This is a genomic window from Aurantimonas manganoxydans SI85-9A1 (genome assembly GCF_000153465.1).
GTDB lineage: Bacteria > Pseudomonadota > Alphaproteobacteria > Rhizobiales > Rhizobiaceae > Aurantimonas > Aurantimonas manganoxydans.
On the sequence record NZ_CH672387.1, the window covers coordinates 16,702 to 37,680 of the forward strand.

21 protein-coding genes are annotated in these 20,979 nt (G+C 68.2%); 10 read left to right on the forward strand and 11 right to left on the reverse strand.

All coding sequences use genetic code 11. The features are described 5' to 3' along the window. Positions 1 to 34 precede the first annotated feature (34 nt). The 4 genes from SI859A1_RS00385 (at position 35) to SI859A1_RS00400 (ending at position 5,104) form a co-directional block, all read left to right on the forward strand. Positions 35 to 760 carry an ABC transporter ATP-binding protein gene (locus SI859A1_RS00385; protein WP_009207908.1) on the forward strand — a complete coding sequence of 242 codons (726 nt, stop codon included), beginning with the start codon at positions 35 to 37 and terminating at the stop codon, positions 758 to 760. Next, the gene (locus SI859A1_RS00390; protein ID WP_009207909.1) at positions 757 to 3,354 is read left to right on the forward strand and encodes an ABC transporter permease; all 2,598 of its coding nucleotides are present in this window, start codon (positions 757 to 759) and stop codon (positions 3,352 to 3,354) included. Before SI859A1_RS00385 ends, SI859A1_RS00390 begins: the two co-directional genes overlap by 4 nt. 240 nt (positions 3,355 to 3,594) lie before the next feature. Beyond that, on the forward strand, positions 3,595 to 4,353 hold the full coding sequence (locus SI859A1_RS00395; RefSeq protein ID WP_040324892.1) for a Bax inhibitor-1/YccA family protein: 759 nt from the start codon (positions 3,595 to 3,597) through the stop codon (positions 4,351 to 4,353). Positions 4,354 to 4,555: 202 nt separating this feature from the next. Then, a complete protein-coding gene (locus SI859A1_RS00400; RefSeq protein WP_009207911.1) occupies positions 4,556 to 5,104 on the forward strand; it encodes a GNAT family N-acetyltransferase in 549 nt (182 codons plus the stop codon). Positions 5,105 to 5,114: 10 nt separating this feature from the next. Here SI859A1_RS00400 and SI859A1_RS00405 read toward each other — a convergent pair whose 3' ends face one another. The 3 genes from SI859A1_RS00405 to acnA form a co-directional block, all read right to left on the reverse strand. Continuing rightward, complete coding sequence (locus tag SI859A1_RS00405) at positions 5,115 to 5,579, reverse strand: DUF2794 domain-containing protein (RefSeq protein ID WP_009207912.1); 465 nt, start codon at positions 5,577 to 5,579, stop codon at positions 5,115 to 5,117. A gap of 57 nt (positions 5,580 to 5,636) precedes the next feature. Beyond that, positions 5,637 to 6,404 carry a DUF1223 domain-containing protein gene (locus SI859A1_RS00410; RefSeq protein WP_050767378.1) on the reverse strand — a complete coding sequence of 256 codons (768 nt, stop codon included), beginning with the start codon at positions 6,402 to 6,404 and terminating at the stop codon, positions 5,637 to 5,639. Between the two features lie 239 nt (positions 6,405 to 6,643). Further along, the gene (gene acnA / locus SI859A1_RS00415) at positions 6,644 to 9,403 is read right to left on the reverse strand and encodes an aconitate hydratase AcnA (protein ID WP_009207914.1); all 2,760 of its coding nucleotides are present in this window, start codon (positions 9,401 to 9,403) and stop codon (positions 6,644 to 6,646) included. A 375-nt stretch (positions 9,404 to 9,778) separates the two neighbouring features. Between acnA and ccmA the strand changes: the two genes are divergently transcribed. The 6 genes from ccmA (at position 9,779) to SI859A1_RS00445 (ending at position 13,491) form a co-directional block, all read left to right on the forward strand. Beyond that, complete coding sequence (gene ccmA, locus SI859A1_RS00420; RefSeq protein WP_009207915.1) at positions 9,779 to 10,492, forward strand: heme ABC exporter ATP-binding protein CcmA; 714 nt, start codon at positions 9,779 to 9,781, stop codon at positions 10,490 to 10,492. Then, positions 10,489 to 11,148 carry a heme exporter protein CcmB gene (gene ccmB, locus SI859A1_RS00425; protein WP_009207916.1) on the forward strand — a complete coding sequence of 220 codons (660 nt, stop codon included), beginning with the start codon at positions 10,489 to 10,491 and terminating at the stop codon, positions 11,146 to 11,148. The genes ccmA and ccmB overlap by 4 nt, the downstream gene beginning before the upstream one ends. 78 nt (positions 11,149 to 11,226) lie before the next feature. Continuing rightward, positions 11,227 to 11,985, forward strand: a complete 759-nt coding sequence (locus SI859A1_RS00430; protein ID WP_009207917.1) for a heme ABC transporter permease — start codon at positions 11,227 to 11,229, stop codon at positions 11,983 to 11,985. 10 nt (positions 11,986 to 11,995) lie between these two features. Next, positions 11,996 to 12,187 carry a heme exporter protein CcmD gene (gene ccmD / locus SI859A1_RS00435; protein ID WP_040324899.1) on the forward strand — a complete coding sequence of 64 codons (192 nt, stop codon included), beginning with the start codon at positions 11,996 to 11,998 and terminating at the stop codon, positions 12,185 to 12,187. Further along, positions 12,184 to 12,843: a DsbE family thiol:disulfide interchange protein gene (locus SI859A1_RS00440; RefSeq protein ID WP_009207918.1), complete on the forward strand. Its 660-nt coding sequence runs from the start codon at positions 12,184 to 12,186 to the stop codon at positions 12,841 to 12,843. The genes ccmD and SI859A1_RS00440 overlap by 4 nt, the downstream gene beginning before the upstream one ends. Positions 12,844 to 12,927: 84 nt before the next feature. Continuing rightward, complete coding sequence (locus SI859A1_RS00445; protein ID WP_040326093.1) at positions 12,928 to 13,491, forward strand: NUDIX hydrolase; 564 nt, start codon at positions 12,928 to 12,930, stop codon at positions 13,489 to 13,491. A 38-nt stretch (positions 13,492 to 13,529) separates the two neighbouring features. Here SI859A1_RS00445 and SI859A1_RS00450 read toward each other — a convergent pair whose 3' ends face one another. From SI859A1_RS00450 to SI859A1_RS00490, 8 genes are all read right to left on the reverse strand, one after another. Beyond that, on the reverse strand, positions 13,530 to 14,333 hold the full coding sequence (locus SI859A1_RS00450; protein ID WP_202797855.1) for a tellurite resistance TerB family protein: 804 nt from the start codon (positions 14,331 to 14,333) through the stop codon (positions 13,530 to 13,532). Between the two features lie 49 nt (positions 14,334 to 14,382). Beyond that, a complete protein-coding gene (locus tag SI859A1_RS00455; RefSeq protein WP_009207920.1) occupies positions 14,383 to 15,045 on the reverse strand; it encodes a septation protein A in 663 nt (220 codons plus the stop codon). An 84-nt stretch (positions 15,046 to 15,129) separates the two neighbouring features. Beyond that, positions 15,130 to 16,515: a signal recognition particle-docking protein FtsY gene (gene ftsY, locus SI859A1_RS00460; protein WP_085931379.1), complete on the reverse strand. Its 1,386-nt coding sequence runs from the start codon at positions 16,513 to 16,515 to the stop codon at positions 15,130 to 15,132. 83 nt (positions 16,516 to 16,598) lie between these two features. Continuing rightward, entirely contained in the window at positions 16,599 to 16,889 is a 291-nt protein-coding gene (locus tag SI859A1_RS21130) for a hypothetical protein (RefSeq protein WP_040324903.1), read from the reverse strand. 3 nt (positions 16,890 to 16,892) lie between these two features. Next, complete coding sequence (mtaB, locus tag SI859A1_RS00475) at positions 16,893 to 18,215, reverse strand: tRNA (N(6)-L-threonylcarbamoyladenosine(37)-C(2))-methylthiotransferase MtaB (protein ID WP_009207922.1); 1,323 nt, start codon at positions 18,213 to 18,215, stop codon at positions 16,893 to 16,895. After that, positions 18,215 to 19,129, reverse strand: coding sequence for a diaminopimelate epimerase (gene dapF, locus SI859A1_RS00480; RefSeq protein WP_009207923.1), 915 nt, complete (start codon positions 19,127 to 19,129; stop codon positions 18,215 to 18,217). The genes mtaB and dapF overlap by 1 nt, the downstream gene beginning before the upstream one ends. A 46-nt stretch (positions 19,130 to 19,175) precedes the next feature. Next, positions 19,176 to 20,330, reverse strand: a complete 1,155-nt coding sequence (locus SI859A1_RS00485; protein ID WP_009207924.1) for an NADH:flavin oxidoreductase/NADH oxidase — start codon at positions 20,328 to 20,330, stop codon at positions 19,176 to 19,178. A gap of 184 nt (positions 20,331 to 20,514) precedes the next feature. After that, positions 20,515 to 20,805: a hypothetical protein gene (locus SI859A1_RS00490; protein ID WP_244400835.1), complete on the reverse strand. Its 291-nt coding sequence runs from the start codon at positions 20,803 to 20,805 to the stop codon at positions 20,515 to 20,517. Positions 20,806 to 20,979: the final 174 nt, after the last annotated feature.

Consider the following 20,979-nt stretch of genomic DNA (forward strand, 5'->3'; position numbering starts at 1 on the left):
GGGCGTTCGTCCCCGCATATAGGAGCTGGCAGGCTTGGCAGAACCAGCGATCCGGTTACGAAACGTTCATCTGACGCTCGGGTCCGGCCGAAGCGCGGTCCATGTCCTCAAGGGCGTCGATCTGTCCGTCGATCGCGGCGAGTCCGTGGGCATTGTCGGGCCGTCCGGCTCGGGCAAGTCGACGCTGCTGATGGTGCTGGCCGGTCTGGAACGAGCCGACAGCGGCAAGGTCGAGATCGCCGGACGCTCCCTGGAGGGTCTCAGCGAAGACCGTCTCGCCGCCTTTCGCGGCCAGAATGTCGGCATCGTCTTCCAGTCCTTCCATCTGATCCCCAACATGACGGCGCTCGAGAATGTTGCGGTGCCGCTGGAGCTGGCCGGGCATCCGCAGGCCTTCGAGCGCGCCGCCCACGAGCTGGGGCAGGTCGGCCTCGCCGACCGCGTGTCGCATTATCCGGGCGAATTGTCGGGCGGCGAGCAGCAGCGCGTCGCGATGGCGCGGGCGCTGGCACCGGAGCCGGCGATCCTCATCGCCGACGAGCCGACCGGCAATCTCGACCAGGAGACCGGCCGGCAGATCGCCGACCTGCTCTTTGCCGAACAGCGGCGTCGCCAGATGACGCTGGTGCTGGTCACCCACGATCCGGCGCTCGCCCATCGCTGCGGCCGCGAGATCGCGGTGCGCTCCGGCGTCATCTACGCCGATCGCGATGCTCCCGGCGCGCGGACCAAGGCACAGCTGGCGAGCGCCGCCGGATGAGCGTCGCCGAAACCACCGAAGCCGTCGCCGCGCCGGCGCGGCCCGACATCGTCGGCGGGCGCAGTCATTTCCGGCTGGCGCTGCGCTTTGCCCTGCGTGAGATGCGCGGCGGCCTCTCGGGCTTCTACATCTTCCTCGCCTGCATCACGCTCGGCGTGGCGGCCATCGGCGCGGTCAATTCCGTCGCGACGATGATGACCAGCGGCATCGCCCAGGAAGGGCGCGCGATTCTCGGCGGCGATTTGCGCTTCGCTCTCGTCCAGCGCGAAGCTACCGCCGAGGAAATGGCCTATTTCAACGAGCTCGGCGATGTGGCCGAAGCCGCGTCGCTGCGCTCCATGGTGCGGCTTCCCGACGGCACCGACCAGTCGCTGGCCGAGGTGAAGGCCATCGATGGCGCCTATCCGCTCTTCGGCACGCTGGAGACCACGCCGGCGGCGCCGCTCGGCGACCTCCTGGCCGAGCGCGACGGTCGCTTCGGCGCTCTGGCGGCCTCGGAACTCTACGACCGGCTCGGGCTGGAGCCCGGCCAGACCATCCGTCTTGGCGATTCCGACATCGAGCTGCGCGGCGTGATCGACCGCGAGCCGGACGTCCTGTCTGACGGCTTCAATTTCGCGCCGCGCCTGATGATTGCCGGCGCCGCGCTCGACGCGACAGGACTGATCCAGCCGGGCAGCCTCGTCGAATACGACTACAAGGTGCGCCTGACCGGCAACAACCGCGATGCCGAGGCGTTGTCGAAGGCCGCCAACGAACGGTTTCCGCAGTCGGGCTTCCAGATCCGCACGGCCGCCGAGGCTGCCCCGTCGCTTCAGCGCAATATCGAGCGGTTCTCGCAGTTCCTGACGCTCGTCGGGCTGACGGCCCTGATCGTCGGCGGCGTCGGCGTCGCCAACGCGGTCAACGCCTATCTGGATTCCAAGCGAGCGGTGATCGCCACCTTCAAGAGCCTGGGCGCCGGCGGCAGCTTCGTCGTCATGGTCTATCTGATCCAGATCATGCTCCTTGCGACAGTCGGCATCGCGCTCGGCCTCGTCCTGGCGGCGATCGCGCCCTTCGTGACGGCGCGGTTCCTGGAAAGCGTGATCCCGGTCGCGGCCAGCGCGTCGATCTATCCGGTCGCGCTCCTGACCGCGGCGGTCTTCGGCGCGCTCACGGCGCTGGCCTTCGCGCTCCTGCCGCTCGGCCGCACCCGCGACGTCGCGGCGACCGCCCTGTTCAGGGAGGCGGGCGCCACCGGCGGCTATCGCATGCGCTGGGCCTATCTCGGCTCGGCGCTGGGCCTGGCGCTGGTCATCGCGCTGCTGGCGCTGGCCATGGCTGGAGACCGGCGCGTCGCGCTGATCTTCCTGGGCGGTACGGCGGCGGCCTTCGTCATCCTGCGCGCCGTCGCCATCGGCATTGAATGGCTGGCCTCCCGCGCACCGCGGGTGCGCTCGACGCCGCTGCGGCTGGCGATCGGCAACATTCACCGCCCCGGCGCGCTGACCGGTTCGGTCGTCCTGTCGCTTGGTCTCGGCCTGACGCTGCTCGTGACGCTGGCGACCATCGATTACGATCTGCGCCGCGAGATCGGTACCGGGCTCGCCTCGCGGGCGCCGAACTTCTTTTTCGTCGACATCCAGAGCAGCGAGATCGACGGCTTCCGCCAGACCGTCGGCGAGCTGGCGCCCGGGGCGGAGCTGAACGCCGTGCCGATGCTGCGCGGCCGGATCACCGCCCTCGACGGGCAGGACGTCGCCACGATGGAACCGCCGGAAGAGGGCGGCTGGGTGCTGCGCGGCGACCGCGGCCTGACCTATTCGCCGACCGTGCCGGAGAACTCCTCGCTCACCGAGGGCGAATGGTGGCCCGAGGATTACGAGGGCGAGCCGCTGGTCTCCTTCGCCGCGGAGGAGGGGCGCGAGCTCGGCCTGTCGATCGGCGACACGCTGACCGTGAACGTGCTCGGCCGCGACATCACCGCGCGCATCGCCAGCTTCCGGGCCGTGGAGTGGGAGACGCTGGCGATCAACTTCATCATGGTCTACTCGCCCAACACCTTCGCAGGCGCGCCGCATGCCTGGCTCGCCACCCTGTCGGTGCCGCAGGACGCCGGCGTGTCGGAAGAGGCGATCCTCAACCGCGTCACCAACGCCTATCCGGCCGTGACCAGCGTCCGCGTCAAGGATGCGCTCGACGCCATCAACGGCCTGATCGCCCAGCTCGCCCTGGCGATCCGCGTCGCCGCGGCTGTGGCGCTCGTCGCCTCGGTGCTGGTGCTGGCCGGGGCGCTGGCCGCCGGCAATCGCGGCCGGGTCCACGATGCGGTGGTGCTGAAGACGCTGGGCGCGACGCGCAAGGTGCTGATTCGGGCCTTCACTACGGAATATCTGCTTCTGGGTCTGGCCACCGGCATCTTCGCCATCGGCGCGGGCGCGGCGGCGGCATGGTTCGTGGTCGACCAGATCATGCAGCTGCCCTTTGTCTTCGATTGGACGGTGGCGCTGACGACGCTTGGCGTCTCGCTGGTGCTGACGGTGGGGATCGGTCTCGCCGGCACCTGGCGTGTTCTCGGACAGAAGGCCGCGCCGGTTCTGCGCAATCTGTGACGGGGCGCGGGATCGCGGTCTTCGCATGCGAGCTGATCGGCCTGAGGCGCGGATAACGCAGAATTAATCCTGAATCCGCGCGATTTCGTCACCGCGCGGCAGGGTACTCTTGTGTGCCGCGCGGCCCATCCGCATATTATCGTCAGGATCGCTGGGCGTCCCGCCAGCGGCGCCTCCATGTTCGGGCCATTTGGTGCCGGATATGGACACCGGACGGGACACGCAGAAAGGAATTCTTCCATGGCGGAATATCGGAACGCCGGCGCTCGCACTGTGCCAGCCGCCGGTAGCAGAGCGGACATCGACCAGGGCCTCCGCTCCTACATGCTCAAGGTCTACAACCTGATGGCAGGCGGTGTGGCGCTGACCGGCGTCGCGGCCTACGCCCTGTACATGCTGTCCTTCGTGACGAACGACGCCGGTAACGTCGTCGGTCTCACGCAACTCGGCAACACGCTCTTCAACACTCCGCTCAAATGGGTGGTGATGCTGGCCCCGCTCGGCATGGTCTTCTTCCTGTCGTTCCGGGTCCACAAGATGAGCGTCGCGGCCGCCCAGACGACATTCTGGATCTATTCGGCGATGGTCGGCGTCTCGTTGGCCTCGATCTTCGCGGTCTATACCGGCGAGTCCATCACCCAGGTGTTCTTCATCACCGCGGCCTCCTTCGGCGCGCTGTCGCTCTGGGGCTACACCACCAAGCGGGACATCTCGGGCTGGGGCTCGTTCCTTTTCATGGGCGTGATCGGCATCGTGATCGCGATGGTCGTGAATATCTTCCTCGCCTCGCCGGCGCTGCAGTTCGCCATCTCGGTGATCGGCGTGCTCGTCTTCGCGGGCCTGACTGCCTACGACACGCAGCAGATCAAGGAAATGTACTACGAGGGTGACGGCTCGACCGTCATGGGCCGCAAGGCCGTGATGGGCGCCCTGCGCCTGTACCTCGACTTCCTGAACATGTTCCTGTTCCTGCTGCAGCTGTTCGGCAACCGCGAATAGCCTGCCCAATCATGGGTGTGAGTTGACGAGGGCGGCCTGCTGGCCGCCCTTTTTCGTGGGCACGCCGGATCCAGGCGCAACCGTTGTGTCCGGTTGATCAAGCCGGTGAATTTCAGCGGACGGCCCTGCCGGGCGGCATTGATCCGCTGCGCAGGGCAGTGCATCAGAAGCGGGACCAAACAAGCGAAGAGCCGCAGCGTCGATGAGTGCCCACACGATCCGTCTCGCCGTCCTCGCGGACGTGCCCGCCTTGACCGCGATCTACGAGGATGCGGTCCTCCACGGCACGGCATCCTTCGAGCTGGTGCCGCCGGACCAGGCCGAGATGGAAGCGCGCTTCAACGCGATCACCGGGCAGTGCTTTCCTTATATCGTCGCCGAGGACTCGGACGGAACGGTGCTGGGCTACGCCTATGCCAACGCCTTCCGCACCCGGCCGGCCTACCGCTTCGCGGTGGAGGATTCGGTGTATCTGGCGCCCGAAGCGAAAGGCCGCCGGATCGGCACCGATCTCCTGTCGCGCCTGGTGGAACTGTCGGCCGAGCGCGGTTTCCGCCAGATGATCGCCGTCATCGGCGGTTCCGACCACACGCCGTCGATCCGCCTGCACGAGCGGGCGGGCTTCCGGATGATCGGCGTGTTCGAGAATTCCGGCTTCAAGTTCGGCCGCTGGATCGACACGGTGCTGATGCAGCTGCCGCTCGGCGACGGCGGCGACAGCCTGCCCGACGAGACGCGCCACCCGGGCTGAGCTTAGCGGATCAGCCGATCTCGGTGCGCTTCAGAGTCTTGTCGAAGACGCCCAGCACGGTCGCCAGATCGTGGCCGCGCTTGAGGATCAGCCCACCGGCGGCGACCACCTGATAGGAGCCCTGCTTGCGGGCCAGCTTCGGGTTCTTCTCGACCCGGTACATCGGCATCTCGCTGGTCCGGCGGAACACGGAGAAGACAGCCCGGTCCTTCAGCATATCGATGGCGTAGTCGCGCCATTCGCCGGCGGCGACCATGCGGCCGTAGATGCGCAGGATCTGGGAGAGTTCGTGCCGGTTGAAGGACACGATCGGCATGTCCGACGGGCGGGAGCCGGGAAACGGCAGGAGATTGGACGCGCTGTCGCCGTTCGATCCGGAAAAATCCAAGTCAGCCCCTCGTGCGATCATGCGCCGCTCGGCGGGGCGCGCTCTGGCTCGTGACCATATGGTGACACGGAAATGGGGTCGCACCAAAGCGATTCAACCGATCGCCGCGAGACCCTTTCGATCGGTCGATGCGGGCCTTGCCGCTCAGCGCTGGTGGAACTCGACCTGCGCCGCCGCCAGGATCGGGCCGGGCTTGCCCTCGTCTGTCACCGACTGCAGCAGCGCCGCCCAGCCCCGGCTCTCGCCTTCGGGGTGGGTCAGCATTTCCAGTGGCAGATCGACCTCGAGCGGTTCGCCGGCCCACATGCCGAGGATGCGCCAGTCCTGCACGGCATGGCTGTTGACGATGGTGGTGCCGCGGTTCTCGCCGCGATCGATCGCGGTGTGCGTCTCGTCGTCATACGTCACGAGCATCAGCACCGGCTGACGGCCGCGGGCCTTGGCGCCGGCGACGTCGGCGGTGATGTGCAGCCGGTCGTCCTCGACCCGCATGGTGACGCTCGCGCCCTTGCCGGTCGCCTTCAGCGGATGGCTGTCCATCAGCGCGCGGACCTTGCCCTCATGCGAGCCGATGGCGTCGGCAACGCCGTTCACCACGACCTGCGGGGTGTAGATGGTGGTGGTGCCGAAGGCCGCGGCATAGGCGCGCTGGCGCTCGGTGTTCTCGCTGGAGCCATGGGTGTCGCGCCAGCCGATATAGTCCCAGTAGTCGACGTGATAGGCGAGGGCGAGGATGCCGGGTTCGACGGCGAGCCGGCTGAGGATCCGGTCGGCCGGCGGGCAGGACGAGCAGCCCTGGCTGGTGAAGAGCTCGACGACCTGTTCGACGGGCCGGATCTCGATCTGCCCGGCGCCGGCGGCCTGCGCGACCGGCAGCGACGCGGCGAGGAGCGCGCACAGACCCGCGAGCATCGGCCTCATGGCAAAACGCTGCGCAGGAGCGGCAGGTCCATGCTCGGCGTGACGGCGCAGGGCCGCAGGGATCTGTCGGGGGCTGTGTTCATGATGCGAACCTAAAGGTCGGGACGAACACCCGCTAGTCACTTGCCGGTGACGGAGAGTGCCGGGTCGCCGACATGGCGAAGCCGCCGGTTCTGGAACCGGCGGCTTCGATTGTCAGGCGGGCCGCAGGGACCTGCCGGGATCGCCCATCAGGCGGCGAGGCGGCGCAGGACGTAGTGCAGGATGCCGCCGTTGCGGTAGTATTCCAGCTCGTCCAGCGTATCGATGCGGGCCTGGATCTTCACCGTCTGCACCGATCCGTCGGACGCCTCGATCCGGGCTTCCAGGATCTGCCGCGGCTTCAGTTCGGTCAGGCCGTCGATGGTCACCTTCTCGTCGCCCTTGATGCCGAGCGACTGCCAGGAGGTGCCTTCCTCCGCGAAGACGAAGGGCACGACGCCCATGCCGACGAGGTTGGAGCGGTGGATGCGCTCGAAGCTCTCGGCGATGACCGCACGCACGCCGAGGAGCACGGTGCCCTTGGCCGCCCAGTCACGCGACGAGCCGGTGCCGTATTCCTTGCCGGCGAAGATGACGAGCGGCACGCCCTCGTCCTTGTACTTCATCGCCGCGTCGTAGATCGGCATCTGCGCGCCGGACGGCTGGTGGCAGGTCACGCCGCCCTCGACGCCGGGCACCATCTCGTTCTTGATTCGGATATTGGCGAAGGTGCCGCGCATCATGACTTCGTGGTTGCCACGGCGCGCGCCGTAGGAGTTGAAGTCCACCGGGCGGACCTGGTGGCTGACGAGATAGTCGCCGGCCGGGCCGTCCTTCTTGATCGAACCGGCCGGGGAGATGTGGTCGGTCGTGATGGAATCCTTGAACAGGCCGAGGATGCGCGCATCCTTGACGTCCTGAACGGCTTCCGGCTCCTGCTTCATGCCCTCGAAATAGGGCGGGTTCTGCACGTAGGTGGAGCGGTCGTCCCAGTCGTAGGTCAGGCCGCCGGACACCTCGATCTTCTGCCAGTGCTCGTCGCCCTTGAAAACGTCGGCATAGCGGTTCTCGAACATGTCGCGGGTGACCGTCTTGCGGACGATCTCGGCGATCTCCTGCGTCGTCGGCCAGATGTCCTTCAGATAGACGTCGTTGCCGTCCTGGTCCTGGCCGAGCGGCTCCTTGGTGATGTCGACGAACATCGAACCGGCCAGCGCATAGGCGACGACCAGCGGCGGCGAGGCCAGATAGTTCGCCCGCACGTCCGGATTGACCCGGCCCTCGAAGTTGCGGTTGCCCGACAGCACCGAGCAGGCGACGAGGTCGTTCTGGGTGATTGCCTCGGAGATCGGCTCGGGCAGCGGCCCGGAATTGCCGATGCAGGTCGTGCAGCCATAGCCGACGAGGTTGAAGCCCAACGCGTCCAGATCCTTCTGCAGATCGGCCTTGTCGAGATATTCGGTGACCACCTGCGAGCCTGGGGCCAGCGAGGTCTTCACCCAGGGCTTCACCTTCAGGCCCTTCTCATGCGCCTTGCGGGCGACGAGACCGGCGGCGACCAGCACGTTCGGGTTGGAGGTGTTGGTGCACGAGGTGATCGCGGCGATCACCACGTCGCCATCGGCGAGGCCGTGATCGGCGCCCTCGACCGCGTGGCGCACGTCGCCAGGCGTCGTGTTCGGCGGCACCGCGCCCTCGTCCATGTAGCGCGAATCGGCGGTCGACTGCGGGGTCTCGCTCTTCTTGCGACCGCCCTTGATCTCGGCCAGGGCGTCAACGAATTTCGTCGCTGCCTCGGTCAGCGCGACGCGGTCCTGCGGGCGCTTGGGGCCGGCCAGCGACGGGACGACTGTCGACAGGTCGAGCTCCAGCGTGTCGGTGAAGACCGGGTCCGGCGTGCCGTCCTCGCGGTACATGCCCTGCGCCTTGGCATAGGCCTCGACCAGCGCGATCCGGTCCTTGTCGCGACCGGTCGCCTCCAGATAGGCGATCGTGTCCTTGTCGATCGGGAAGAAGCCGCAGGTGGCGCCGTATTCGGGGGCCATGTTGGCGATGGTCGCCTGGTCCTCGAGGGTCAGGTTCGACAGGCCGGGGCCGAAGAACTCGACGAACTTGCCGACGACGCCGCGGCGACGCAGCATCTCGGTGACGGTCAGGACGAGGTCGGTAGCGGTGGTGCCTTCCGGCAGCTTGCCCTCCATGCGGAAGCCGATGACTTCCGGGATCAGCATGGAGATCGGCTGGCCGAGCATGGCCGCTTCCGCCTCGATGCCGCCGACGCCCCAGCCGAGGACCGACAAGCCGTTGACCATGGTGGTGTGGGAATCGGTGCCGACCAGCGTGTCGGGATAGGCGACGGTCTCGCCGTTCTCGTCACGGGTCCAGACGGTCTGGGCGAGATATTCGAGATTGACCTGGTGGCAGATGCCGGTGCCGGGAGGCACGACGCGGAAGTTCTCGAAAGCCTCGGAGCCCCAGCGCAGGAAGGTGTAGCGCTCGCCATTACGGCCGTATTCGGCGTCGACGTTCTTGGTGAAGGAATCCTTCTGGCCGAAATAGTCGACCATCACCGAATGGTCGATGACCAGATCGACCGGAACCAGCGGGTTGACCTTCTTGGGGTCGGCGCCGAGCGCACGGGTCGCGTCGCGCATGGCGGCGAGGTCGACCACGGCCGGAACGCCGGTGAAGTCCTGCATCAGCACGCGGGCCGGGCGATAGGCGATCTCGTGACCGGCCGAACCCTTGTCCTCGATCCAGCGGGCGAGGGCGCGGATGTCGTCCGCCTTGACCGTGCGGTCGTCCTCGTTGCGCAGCAGGTTCTCGAGCAGGACCTTCAGGGAGAAGGGCAGGCGGGCAACGCCCTGAAGGCCGTTCTTCTCGGCTTCCTTCAGGTCGTAATAGACATAATCCTTGCCGCCCACGGAGAGCGTCCTGCGGCTATTGAAACTGTCGGGTGCGTGGGACAATTGGCTTCGTTCCTTCTCGACCAGTATAAGTCCGAAGGGCGAACGGCCTTGAGCGCTGCGGAAAAGCGCTCGAAGATGCGGGTGCGACCATTTCCGCTTGTCCGCCCCGGTGCCCGCCGGTGCCGGACGGGACCCTGAGATCGGCGCTGAATTGATGCCACGCCGGTCGCTGGTGTGGTTGCGGTCGTTATAGGCAAGTTTGTAACGGCTATAAAGGGCCAGATGGCCTTGGGGCGGAAAATCCATTGCAGTGCAGAAAAAGGCCGACATGACAAGGACTTGGCCGCGCCGGACCGGCGCCCACCAGCCGCCGTGCGTCGCGCGCCGCCCCCGCAGGCTGGTGCAATGTCATGCAATTTCCACCGCGGGCCGGGCATGAGCGGGCCGATCGCGACCGCCGCGGGGCTGGTCGTCGGGCGCGGCGGAGCGGCCGCCGCGGGGCCGCTGGATTTCCGCATTGCGGCAGGCGAGGCGCTGGTCGTGACCGGCGCGAACGGCGCCGGCAAGTCGACGCTGCTGCGCACGCTGGCCGGCCTGCTGCCGTCGGTCGCCGGGCGTATCGACGTGACGGGCGCGACGGCACCGGACGGCGAGCCGGCCCGCACGCTGGCCGAGATCGCCCATTATGTCGGTCACCGCAACGCGATGAAGCCGACTATCAGCGTCGGCGAGAACCTTGCCTTCTGGCGACGCTATCTCGGCGGCAACCGGGATGGCGGGCGGGCGGTCGCCGACTGCCTCGACGCGCTGGGGCTGCCCGATCTGTCGCATCTGCCGCAGGGCTATCTGTCGGCCGGCCAGCAGCGGCGGGCGAGCCTCGCCCGGTTGCTGCTCGTGCCCCGGCCGGTCTGGATCCTCGACGAGCCGACCTCGGCGCTGGATGCCGCCTCGCAACTGAAATTCGCCGGGATCGTCGAGGCGCATGTGGCGGCGGGGGGGCTGGTGATCGCCGCCACCCACCAGCCGCTCGGCCTGTCCCGCACGCTGACGCTGGATCTGACGCCGTCCGCCCATGCCACGCGCGAAGCCGACCGCGCCGCGCCTTCCATCGATGCGGCGGAACTGGCTGCTGCGGAGGGCTGGCTGTGATCGCACTGTTCCGCCGCGACCTGCGGCTGGCCCTGTCGGGCGGCGGCGGCGCCATGACGGCGGTGATCTTCTTCCTCGCCGTGGTCGCGACGATCCCCTTCGGCGTCGGCCCCGACCTCAATCTCCTGTCGCGGATCGGGCCGGCCATCCTGTGGATCGGCGCGCTCCTGTCGGCGCTGCTCACACTCGACCGGCTGTTCCAGGCCGACCGGGAAGACGGCACGCTGGATCTGCTGCTGACCGGCCCAACGCCGATGGCGCTGGTGGTGCTGGCCAAATGCGCCGCCCTCTGGGTCGCCTCGGGCCTGCCGCTGGTGCTCGCGGCGCCGGTGCTTGGCCTGTTCCTGGCGCTGGAGCCGCCGGCGATCGGGGCGGTCATGCTGACGCTGCTGGTCGGCACGCCGGCGATCATCTGCATCGGCGCGGTCGGCGCCTCGGTCGCCGTGGCGCTGCCGCGCGGCGGGCTCCTGGTCTCGGTGCTGGTCCTGCCGCTGGCGATCCCGGTGCTGATCTTCGGCGTCTCGGCCACCTACGGGGCGGTCAACGAGCCCGAACCGTTCCTGCCGCCCTTCCTGATCCTGAGCGCGCTCACACTGCTCTTCGGCGCCCTCGGCCCGATCGCCGCCGGCGCGGCGCTGCGGGCGGGGGCGGATTGAGACGAGCAGCTGCCGCCGGCGCAATCCTGACGAAATCGTATGTTTGCCGGCTGGCTGGAGACCTTCTAGACTGGACCCATGACCGACATGTCCGCCGCCAAGCCGTCGCGCTTCACGATCCTGGCCAATCCGACCCGCTTTCTCGAGTTGTCGGGCAGGCTGCAGCCATGGCTCTACGCCCTGGCGCTCATCGCGCTGGCGTTCGGCCTGACCCTCGGCTTTCGCGCCCCGCCGGACTATCAGCAGGGTGCGACGGTGCAGATCATGTTCATCCACGTGCCCTTCGCCTGGCTGTCGATGATGATCTGGACGGTGATGAGCGTGTCGGCGCTGGGCACGCTGGTCTGGCGCCATCCGCTGGCCGACGTCGCGGTCAAGGCGGCGGCCCCCATCGGCGCGGTGTTCACGGCGCTGGCGCTGATCACCGGTTCGATCTGGGGCCGCCCGATGTGGGGCACCTGGTGGGTCTGGGATGCCCGGCTGACCTCGGTGTTCATCCTGTTCCTGATGTATCTCGGGCTGATCGCGCTGACCCGGGCGCTGGACGAGCCGGGCCGCAGCGCGAAGGCTGCGGCGATCCTCGTCCTTGTCGGCTTCGTCAACATCCCGATCATCAAGTTCTCCGTCGACTGGTGGAACACGCTGCACCAGAGCGCCAGTGTCATCCGGGTCGACGGGCCGGCCATGCCGCCGGTCTTCCTGATCCCGCTGCTGGTCTCGGCGGCCGGCTTCACGCTCCTGTTCTTCGCCCTGCATCTGACGGCGATGCGCACGGAAGTGCTGCGCCGGCGCGTGGCGGCGCTGTCGCGGCTGGCGGCCCGCCGCGCCGAGGCCTGAGGATACCATCATGCAGAACGACTATATCGGCTTCATCGGCTCAGCCTATGCCATCTCCGTGCTGGCGCTGGTCGGGATCGCGTCCTGGGTGTTTCTCGATGCCCGGGCCCAGAAGCGGGCGCTGAAGGAGCTCGAGGCGCGCGGCATTCGTCGCCGCTCGGCCTCGGCCGCGCCCGCCAGCGGCGCGGAGGCCACGCGATGACGGACGATCAGACGACGCTGCCGTCGGCGCCGGCCGCCGAGACCGTGACGAAGGCCGCGAAACCCCGCCGCAACTGGCTGGTGGCGCTGCCGCTGGTGCTGTTCGGCGGTCTTGCGGCGATCTTCCTCTATCAGCTCGTCTCCGGCCACGATCCGCAGCAGATTCCCTCGGTGCTGATCGGCAAGACGGCGCCGCAGACGGTGCTGCCGGCGCTGGACGGCGTTTCCGGTCCCGATGGCGGACCGATGCCGGCGCTCGACCTCACCGGCTTCGGCGATGGCCGGCCGGTACTGGTCAATGTCTTCGCGTCCTGGTGCGGGCCGTGCCGGGACGAGCATCCGCTGCTGATGGATCTCGCCCGGGACGAGCGCTTCAAGTTGGTCGCCATCAACTACAAGGACAAGCCGGAGAACGCCCGCAAGTTTCTGGAGTCGCTGGGCAATCCCTACGCCGCCATCGGCGTCGACCAGAAGGGCTCGGCGACGATCGACTGGGGCGTCTACGGCGTGCCGGAGAGCTTCCTCGTCGCACCGGATGGCGAAATCGTCTTCAAGCAGACGGGACCGTTCACGCCCGAGGCGGTGAGGACCGGCCTCTTGCCCGCGGTGGAGCGCGTCCTCAACGGTTCTTCGAAGGGCGCTGCGCCGACGAGCTGACCGGGACGGCGCCCGGACGTTCGGTCGCGGCCTAACGAGCCGTATGGTTGTTCCCGGATCGATGTGCCGAGCCATATGGGGCGCATGACCGAGACATCCTTTTCCCTGCGCACGCTCGAGGGCGACGACGTCGCCCGCAAGATCTGCGACAATTGCGGCTTCGTCGCCTACGAGAACCCGAAGATCGTGGTCGGCTCGGTGGTCCGCCACGACGGCCGGATCCTTTTGTGCCGGCGGGCGATTGCACCGCGACAGGGCTACTGGACCATTCCGGCCGGTTATCTGGAGCTGAACGAGACGCCCGAGGACGGGGCGCGGCGCGAGGCGCGGGAAGAGGCGACGGCGCAGCTGGCCATCGAGCGGCTGCTGGCGGTCTATTCGGTGCCGCGGATCAGCCAGGTGCAGCTGATCTACCGGGCCAGCCTTGCCGAGCCGACGATCGCGCCGGGCATCGAAAGCCAGGCGGTGGACCTCTTCGCCTGGGACGACATTCCTTGGGACGAGCTGGCGTTTCCGTCGGTCCACTGGGCGCTGAACCACGACCGGGCGGCGCAGGAGGGCGCGCCGCCGGTGCCCTTCACCAATCCCGACGGGGCGACCGGCAACACGATGCCCGATGGACGGGCGCTGCCGGTCGGCGAGTTCTGATCAGGCCAAGTATCGGCCGAGGACAGCCGCCGCAGGGCTCAGCCCTGCTCTTCGCCGGCGGTGCGGCGGATTTCGGCGGTCAGCTCGGCCGGCAGGTTGAGCCGTGCGCCCAGAAGGTCGAGATAGGCCCGCTCGGCGGGATGGTCGGGATCGATGGCCAGCACCGAGGCGGTGTAGATTTCCATCGCCAGTTCCGGCGTGGTGGCGCTGGCGGCCAGCGCATCGATGCTCATCGGCTGGCGCATTTCGTCCATGACGAAGCCCTTTTCCTCGGCGTCGAGCTCGATCTCGTCGATCCGCCCGAAGATCGCCTGCTGCTCCTCGCCGTCGATATAGCCGTCGGCCTTGGCCGCGGCGATCATCGCCGACAGCATCAGGCGGGCATGGGCCTCCTCGTCGCCGGCCGGAAGGAAGGCCGTGCCCTCGGGCGCGGGAATCTCGGCCGGTGCGCGGGCCGCATCGGGCAGGCGCGGCGTCGGCTGGGCATCGGGCAGCGCGGTGCCCTGGCTGGCCTGGTAGTTCTGGTAGGCCTTGTAGGCGAGGCCGGCGACGACGGCGGCGCCACCGAGCTTCAGCGCCGTACCGCCGAGCTTGCGCACGCCCTTGCCGCGAAACAGGCTGGAGGCGAGCCCGCCGAGCAGCGCACCCCCGATGGCCGAGCCGGCGCCGCCCTGGAGCATGCCGCCAAGCCCCGAGCCGGAGCCGCCGCGCCCCTGCAGCATGCCGCCGAGCTGGTCGACGATCGAGCCGCCCTGGCCCTGGCCTTGGCCGGACCGCTGGTCGCCGGGATGGCGGTCGCCCTGGTTTCCGGCGCCGAGGAATTCTCCGAGAAGCTTCTGCATGTCCATGTCGGTCGGCCTCTTGGTTGGGACGGTGTCGGTGCGGGACGGCCTAGCGGCCGGTGTCTTCCGCGCCGGCCAGTCGCTCGGTCGAATGCTGCTTGATGAGCGGAATCTGGGTCAGCATGAAGATGATGGTGATCGGCATCGTCGCCCAGACCTTGAAGGCGACCCAGAAATCCGTCGAGAAATTGCGCCAGACGACTTCGTTGACGACCGCGAGGAAGATGAAGAACAGGCCCCAGCGCAGGGTCATCTTGCGCCAGCCCTCGGCGTCCAGCTTGAAGGCCTGGTCGAAGACGTAGCCGAGCAGCGACTTGCCGAAGAGCAGCCCGCCGAGCAGCACCGCGGCGAAGAGGCCGTTGACGATGGTCGGCTTCATCTTGATGAAGGTCTCGTCCTGCAGCCACAGGGTCAGCGAGCCGAACACCAGCACCACCGCGCCGGTGACCAGTGGCATGATCGGCAGCGATCTGGTGATCGCCCATGACACGGCCAGTGAGATCGCCATGGCCGCCATGAACAGGCCGGTGGCGATGAACAGCGGCTCGCCGAACTCCTTCAGGATGGGGAACGTCGCCGCCAACTGCTCGCCGCGCGAATTGGCGAAGAAGAAGACCATCAGCGGGCCCAGCTCCAGCGCGAATTTCAGGAGCGGGTTCATCTCCTTGCGCGCCGGGCTGTTCGGCTCTTCCTCAAGAATGTGGTGCGACATGCGGACTCCCTGTTCCCGGTCCATATCGGAACTGATCGCGACGAATGCGAGGCATGGCCGCCCATCGCGGCGATTTTTCGCCGGTCAGGCCGACGTCGTGGTGCCGGCGATCGCGGCGGCGAAATCCTTCGCCTTGAAGGGCTCGAGATCGTCGATGCCTTCGCCGACGCCGACGAAATAGACCGGCAGGCGGAACTTGGCGGCGATGGCGACGAGGATGCCGCCGCGCGCCGAGCCGTCGAGCTTGGTCATGACGAGGCCGTTGACCCCGGCCACGTTGCGGAAGATCTCGACCTGGTTCATGGCGTTCTGGCCGGTGGTGGCGTCGAGGGTGAGAAGCACCGTATGCGGCGCGTCCGGCTCGCGCTTCTGCAGCACGCGGACGATCTTCTCCAGCTCGGCCATCAGCTCGGTCTTGTTCTGCAGGCGACCGGCCGTGTCGATGATCAGCACGTCGGAACCGTTCTCCACCGCCCGGTCGTAGCCTTCATAGGCAAGGCTTGCCGCGTCGGCGCCGATCGCCTTGGCGACGACCTCGGACTGGGTGCGTTCGCCCCAGATCTTCAGCTGTTCGACCGCGGCGGCGCGGAAGGTGTCGCCGGCGCAGAGCGTGACCTTGAGCCCGCCGCGGGTCAGCTTGGCGGCGAGCTTGCCGATGGTCGTGGTCTTGCCGGTGCCGTTGACGCCGACCACCAGGATGACATGCGGCTTCTTGGCCAGATCGAGCTCCAGCGGCAGGGCGACGGGGTCCAGCGCCTTCTCGATTTCCTCGGCGAGGATGGTGCGCACGTCCTGGCCGCTGATTTCGCGGCCGAAGCGGCCTTCCGACAGGCGGTCGGTGATCTTCAGGGCGGTCTCGACGCCGAGATCGGCCTGAATCAGCACATCCTCGAAATCCTGCAGCGTGTCCTCGTCCAGTCGCCGCTTGGTGAAGATCGCGCCGATCGATCCGGTGAGCTGGGTGGAGGAACGCGCCAGCCCTTCGCGCAGGCGCTGCAGCCATGGCACGCGGGGCGCGGGCGCCGGTTCGGGAGCGGCCGGGGCTTGTTCGCGCAGGCGGAAGCCGGCGGCGGCATCGGGTGCGGGGCGCGGCGTGCCTGCCGGGACGGGCAGGGGCGCCTGGTCGCCTTCGGGCGCGGAGGCCGGCGGCGCCGCGATGTCGGGCTCGGGCATGTCGGTGGTGTCGAAGGACGGATCGACCCGCTCGGCGACCGGCGCTTCGCCATCTTCCTCGTCCTCCGGCGGCAGATCCGCGTCCAGCCAGGAGAAGTCGGCATCCTCCTCGCCGGACGACAGCGCGTCGTCATTGTGCCCGTCGAGATGATCGGCGTCGGAGGCCGGCGGGATGCCGGGCGCGGCCGCATCTGCGATCTCGGAGGTCTCGCGGGTTTCGCCCGCGAGCGGCTCGACAGGCGCCGCAATCTCCGGCTCGGCATGTTCGCCCAGCCGCTCGGCGGGGTCGGCGCCCAGGAAGGCGAATTCGCTCTCGTCGGCGGGCTCGGCCGGGGTCGGTTCCTCGAGCCAGGAAAAGTCCGCCGTCTCAGTGTCCGGCTCTAGTTCTGGCCCGAGTTCAACGTTTTTTTTTTTGCCTGGTCCGCGTCGGAATGCTCGGCCATTTCGGCCAGCGGGGTGATGCCGCCGCCGTCGTTGACGTCGGCTCCGGCTTCCGAATCGGCGACCGAACTGGCCGCCGCCTTCGGGCGAACGTCCGGATCGGGCGAGCCGGGGGCGCCGAATTCGGTATCGGACGGCCGCGGGGTATCACCATGCTCGGGCGTGCGATCGGTTTCGCTGTCCGATCCGAAGGAGAAGATGCGGCGGAAGAAGCCTTTTTGCTCAGCCATGGCTTACGTCAGTTCTCTCAGATGGTCGGAGGATGTTCCGGCCGGGCCGGAACGAAGGACATCGGGGCGGGCGACCAGTCTGCCACCACGTTCGCCCACAATGATAGCGTCGAGGATGGAGCCGGGGAGGCCCTCCTCGATCTCGCAGAGGGTAAAGTCGGCGCAGCGGCCGCGCTGGTTGCGCTCCACCAGCACCGATTGCCGCGTGCCGACGAGGCTCGCCAGATGGGCGCGATGGGCGGTTTCGCCGCGAGCGCGAAGGGCCGTCGCCCGGTCCTTGACGACCTCGCGCGGCAATTGCGGCATGCGGGCGGCCGGCGTGCCCTCGCGCGGCGAGAACGGGAACACGTGCAGATGCGTGAGGCCGCAATCCTCGACGAGCTTCATGGAGTTCTCGAACATCGCGTCGGTTTCTGTGGGGAAGCCGGCGATGATGTCGGCGCCATAGACGATGTCGGGCCGCGCGGCGCGGATGTCGGTGCAGAAGCCGATGGCGTCGTCGCGCGAATGGCGCCGCTTCATGCGCTTCAGGATCATGTCGTCGCCGGCTTGCAGCGACAGGTGCAGATGCGGCATCAGCCGGGTCTCGGAGCCGATCGCCTCGATCAGCGCCGGGTCGGCCTCGACGGAATCGATCGAGGACAGTCGCAGGCGGGCGAGGTCCGGCACGTGTCTGAGGATTGCCTGGACCAGCTGGCCGAGCTTCGGCGCGCCGGGCAGGTCCGCTCCCCATGAGGTCATGTCGACGCCCGACAGCACGACTTCGTTGTAGCCGGCGGCGACGAGGCGCTTCACCTGGTCGACCGCCGCGCCCATCGGCACCGAGCGGGAATTGCCGCGCCCGAAGGGAATGACGCAGAAGGTGCAGCGATGGTCGCAGCCATTCTGCACCTGGACGATGGCGCGGGCACGGCCCTCGATCGCGTCGACCATGTGGCCGGCGGTCTCGGTGACGCTCATGATGTCGTTGACGCGGACCTTCTCCTCGGCGGCGACGCCGAAATCGGGCAGGGCGCGATAGGCACTGGCCGTCAGCTTCTCGTCATTGCCGAGGACGGCGTCGACCTCTCCCATCTCGGCGAAGCGACCGGGCTCGGTCTGGGCGGCGCAGCCCGTGACGACGATCCGCGCCTCCGGGTTTTCGCGCCTAGCTCGACGGATCTGCTTGCGGGCCTGGCGCACGGCTTCCGAAGTCACGGCGCAGGTGTTGAAGACGATGGCGCCGCGCGGATCGGCGTCGAGGCCTGCCGCGACGGCCTCGCGCTTCATGATCTCGGCCTCGTAGGTGTTGAGCCGGCAGCCGAAGGAGACGATCTCGACACCCATCAGGCCGGCTCGTGCGTCGCCGTCTCGTCGCGCACATAGGCGCCGGTCGCCGGATCGAGGCGGCCCGACCAGTTCCATTCGGCCGGCCCGGTCATGATGACATGGTCGTCGTCGCGCCAGTCGATCAGGAGATCGCCGCCGGGCACGGTCACCGTGACGATGCGGCCGGTGCGCCGGGTGCGGGTCGCCGAGACGGCGGCAGCGCAAGCCGCCGAGCCGCAGGCGCGGGTCAGGCCGACGCCGCGCTCCCAGGTCCGCAGGGTAAGCGCGTCCGGCGCAGTCACCTGCGCGATCGAGATGTTGGCGCGCTCGGGAAACAGCGGATGGTTCTCCAGCACCGGCCCGAACCGGTCGAGTTCATAGCTCCAGACATCCCGGTCGACCCAGAAGATGGCGTGCGGATTGCCCATGGAAGCGACCGAGGGCGAATGCAGGATCGGCGCGTCGATGGGACCGATCTGCAGTTCGATCGCACGGGTGTCGCTGAACTCTTCCGACAGGGGAATCTCGGACCAGCCGAAGCGCGGCCGGCCCATGTCGACGGCGATCAGCCCGTCGTCCCGCTCAAAGGCAGTCAGGATGCCGGCACGGGTCTCGAAGGTGAAGTCGCGGCGGCCGGTCTCGGCGGCGAGCGCCTGCACCACGCAGCGCGTGCCGTTGCCGCAGGCCTCGGCCTCCGAACCATCGCGATTGATGATCCGCACATAGGCGTCGGTACCGTCGAGCCGCGGGTCGTGGATCGCCATGATCTGGTCGAAGCGGGTGGCGGGATCCTCGGCGAGGGCGCGCGCGGCCGCTGCTGAAATCCGCGCCGCCGATCCGCGAAGATCGACGACGACGATCTCGTTGCCCAGCCCGTTCATCCGGGCGAAGGCCACGCTCAAGTCCGTATCTCGTGCGGCGCTGTCTGTCATGCCGGTTATATGGCCGATGCGCGGCGCGATTGAAAGGATCGCGCGATCAGCGCTGGCCGAAGGCGGCGTCCTTGAACAGCGCCTTGAACTCGCGCGGCTGGGAGCGCCAGTACTGCTTCGGCGCGCGCACCGAGGCGCCGAGCTCGGCCGCCGCATGCCACGGCCAGTGCGGCTCGTAGAGAATGGCGCGCGCGATGGCGATGGCATCGGCCTTGTTTTCGGCGATGATCGTCTCGGCCTGGCGCGCCTCGGTGATCAGGCCGACGCCGATCACCGGGATCGACACCGCGGCCTTCACGGCCTCGGCGAAATGCACCTGGTAGCCGGGTCCGAGCGGGATCTTCTGGTCGGGCGAGACGCCGCCGGAGGAGACGTGGATCGCCGCCGCGCCGCGCGCCTCCAGTGCCTTCGAATAGGCGATCGAGCCCTCGATGTCCCAGCCGCCCTCGACCCAGTCGCTGGCCGACAGGCGCACCCAGACCGGGATGTCGGCGGGCACGGCCGCCTTGACCGCGTCAAAGACCTCGAGAGGGAAGCGCATGCGGTTCTCGACGCTGCCGCCATATTCGTCGTCGCGCCGGTTGGAGATCGGCGAGAGGAACTGGTGCAGGAGATAGCCATGCGCCGAATGCAGCTCGATGCCGACGATACCGAGGCGCACGGCCCGCAGGGCGGTGGCGACGAAATCGTCCTTGATCTTCTGCAGGCCCGCGGCGTCGAGGGCAGTCGGCGCCACTTCGCCGGGCGAATGGGGAATGGCGGAGGGCGCGACGCACTGCCAGCCGGTCGGATCGGTGGGTGCGATCTGCTGGCCACCGGCCCAGGGTTCGGCGCTCGATGCCTTGCGGCCGGCATGGCCGAGCTGGATGGCGACGGGCATCGGCGAATGGACAGCGATCGCATCGAGGACGCGGGCGAGCGCCGCCTCGTTGTAATCGGAATAGAGCCCGAGATCCTTGTGGGTGATGCGGGCTTCGGGCGAGACGGCCGTGGCTTCGAGGATCAGCAGGCCGGCGCCGGACATGGCGAGCTGGCCGAGATGCATCATGTGCCAGTCGGTGGCCGATCCGTCATCGGCGGAATACTGGCACATGGGCGCGATGATGATGCGGTTTTCCAGTCGCAATGCGCCCAGATCGAGCGGGGTGAACAGCGGGCTGAGCGTCTGCGAGATGTCCGAATCCGGGGTCTGCGTGTCCATTCAGGCGGCCTTCCGTGAAGCGTGAGGCTCTCCGAATGCGACGGTACGCCGCGATGTTCAAGCCCTGCGGCGAGGACGCTGCGTCTTCGGCATGCGGGGATCGCGGGAACAGGCGGTAGCGCGCCGGTCGACCGGCCCTGAACGAAAACCGGCGGCCGATCGCCCGGCCGCCGGTGGAACTGGATCAGTTGGCCGGAGCCGGTGCGTCGCCGCCGCCGCCGCCGCCGACATCCGGCGCCTCGACATTCACGTCCGGCGTGTCGATCGAGACATTGGTGTCGGCACCACCGCCGGCGCCGCCGCCGAGCAGGCCATCGCCGAAGATGAAGAAGGCGCCGATCACGACCACGACGATCAGGATGCCGGCGATCAGCCAGCTACCGCCGCCGCCGCCGCCGCCGCCGCCGCCGTTTCCGCCGCGGTCGTTGTTGACGATGACGGTGCGCTCGCGTTCTGGTTCACGAAGGTCGCTCACAGGGGGACTCCACTTCCAACAAAGGGCAGCCAAGGGCTGCCGGGCTACGCGTCGGTCCCGGCCGAAGCCTCGCACGAGGATCGGCAACGGCGAGGATCGCCATGCGTCGTTCCGCCACAGAATGCCGCAGGGGGGTATTCGTTCCGTGCCCGGCTATCGACAGGGGGGCGGGCG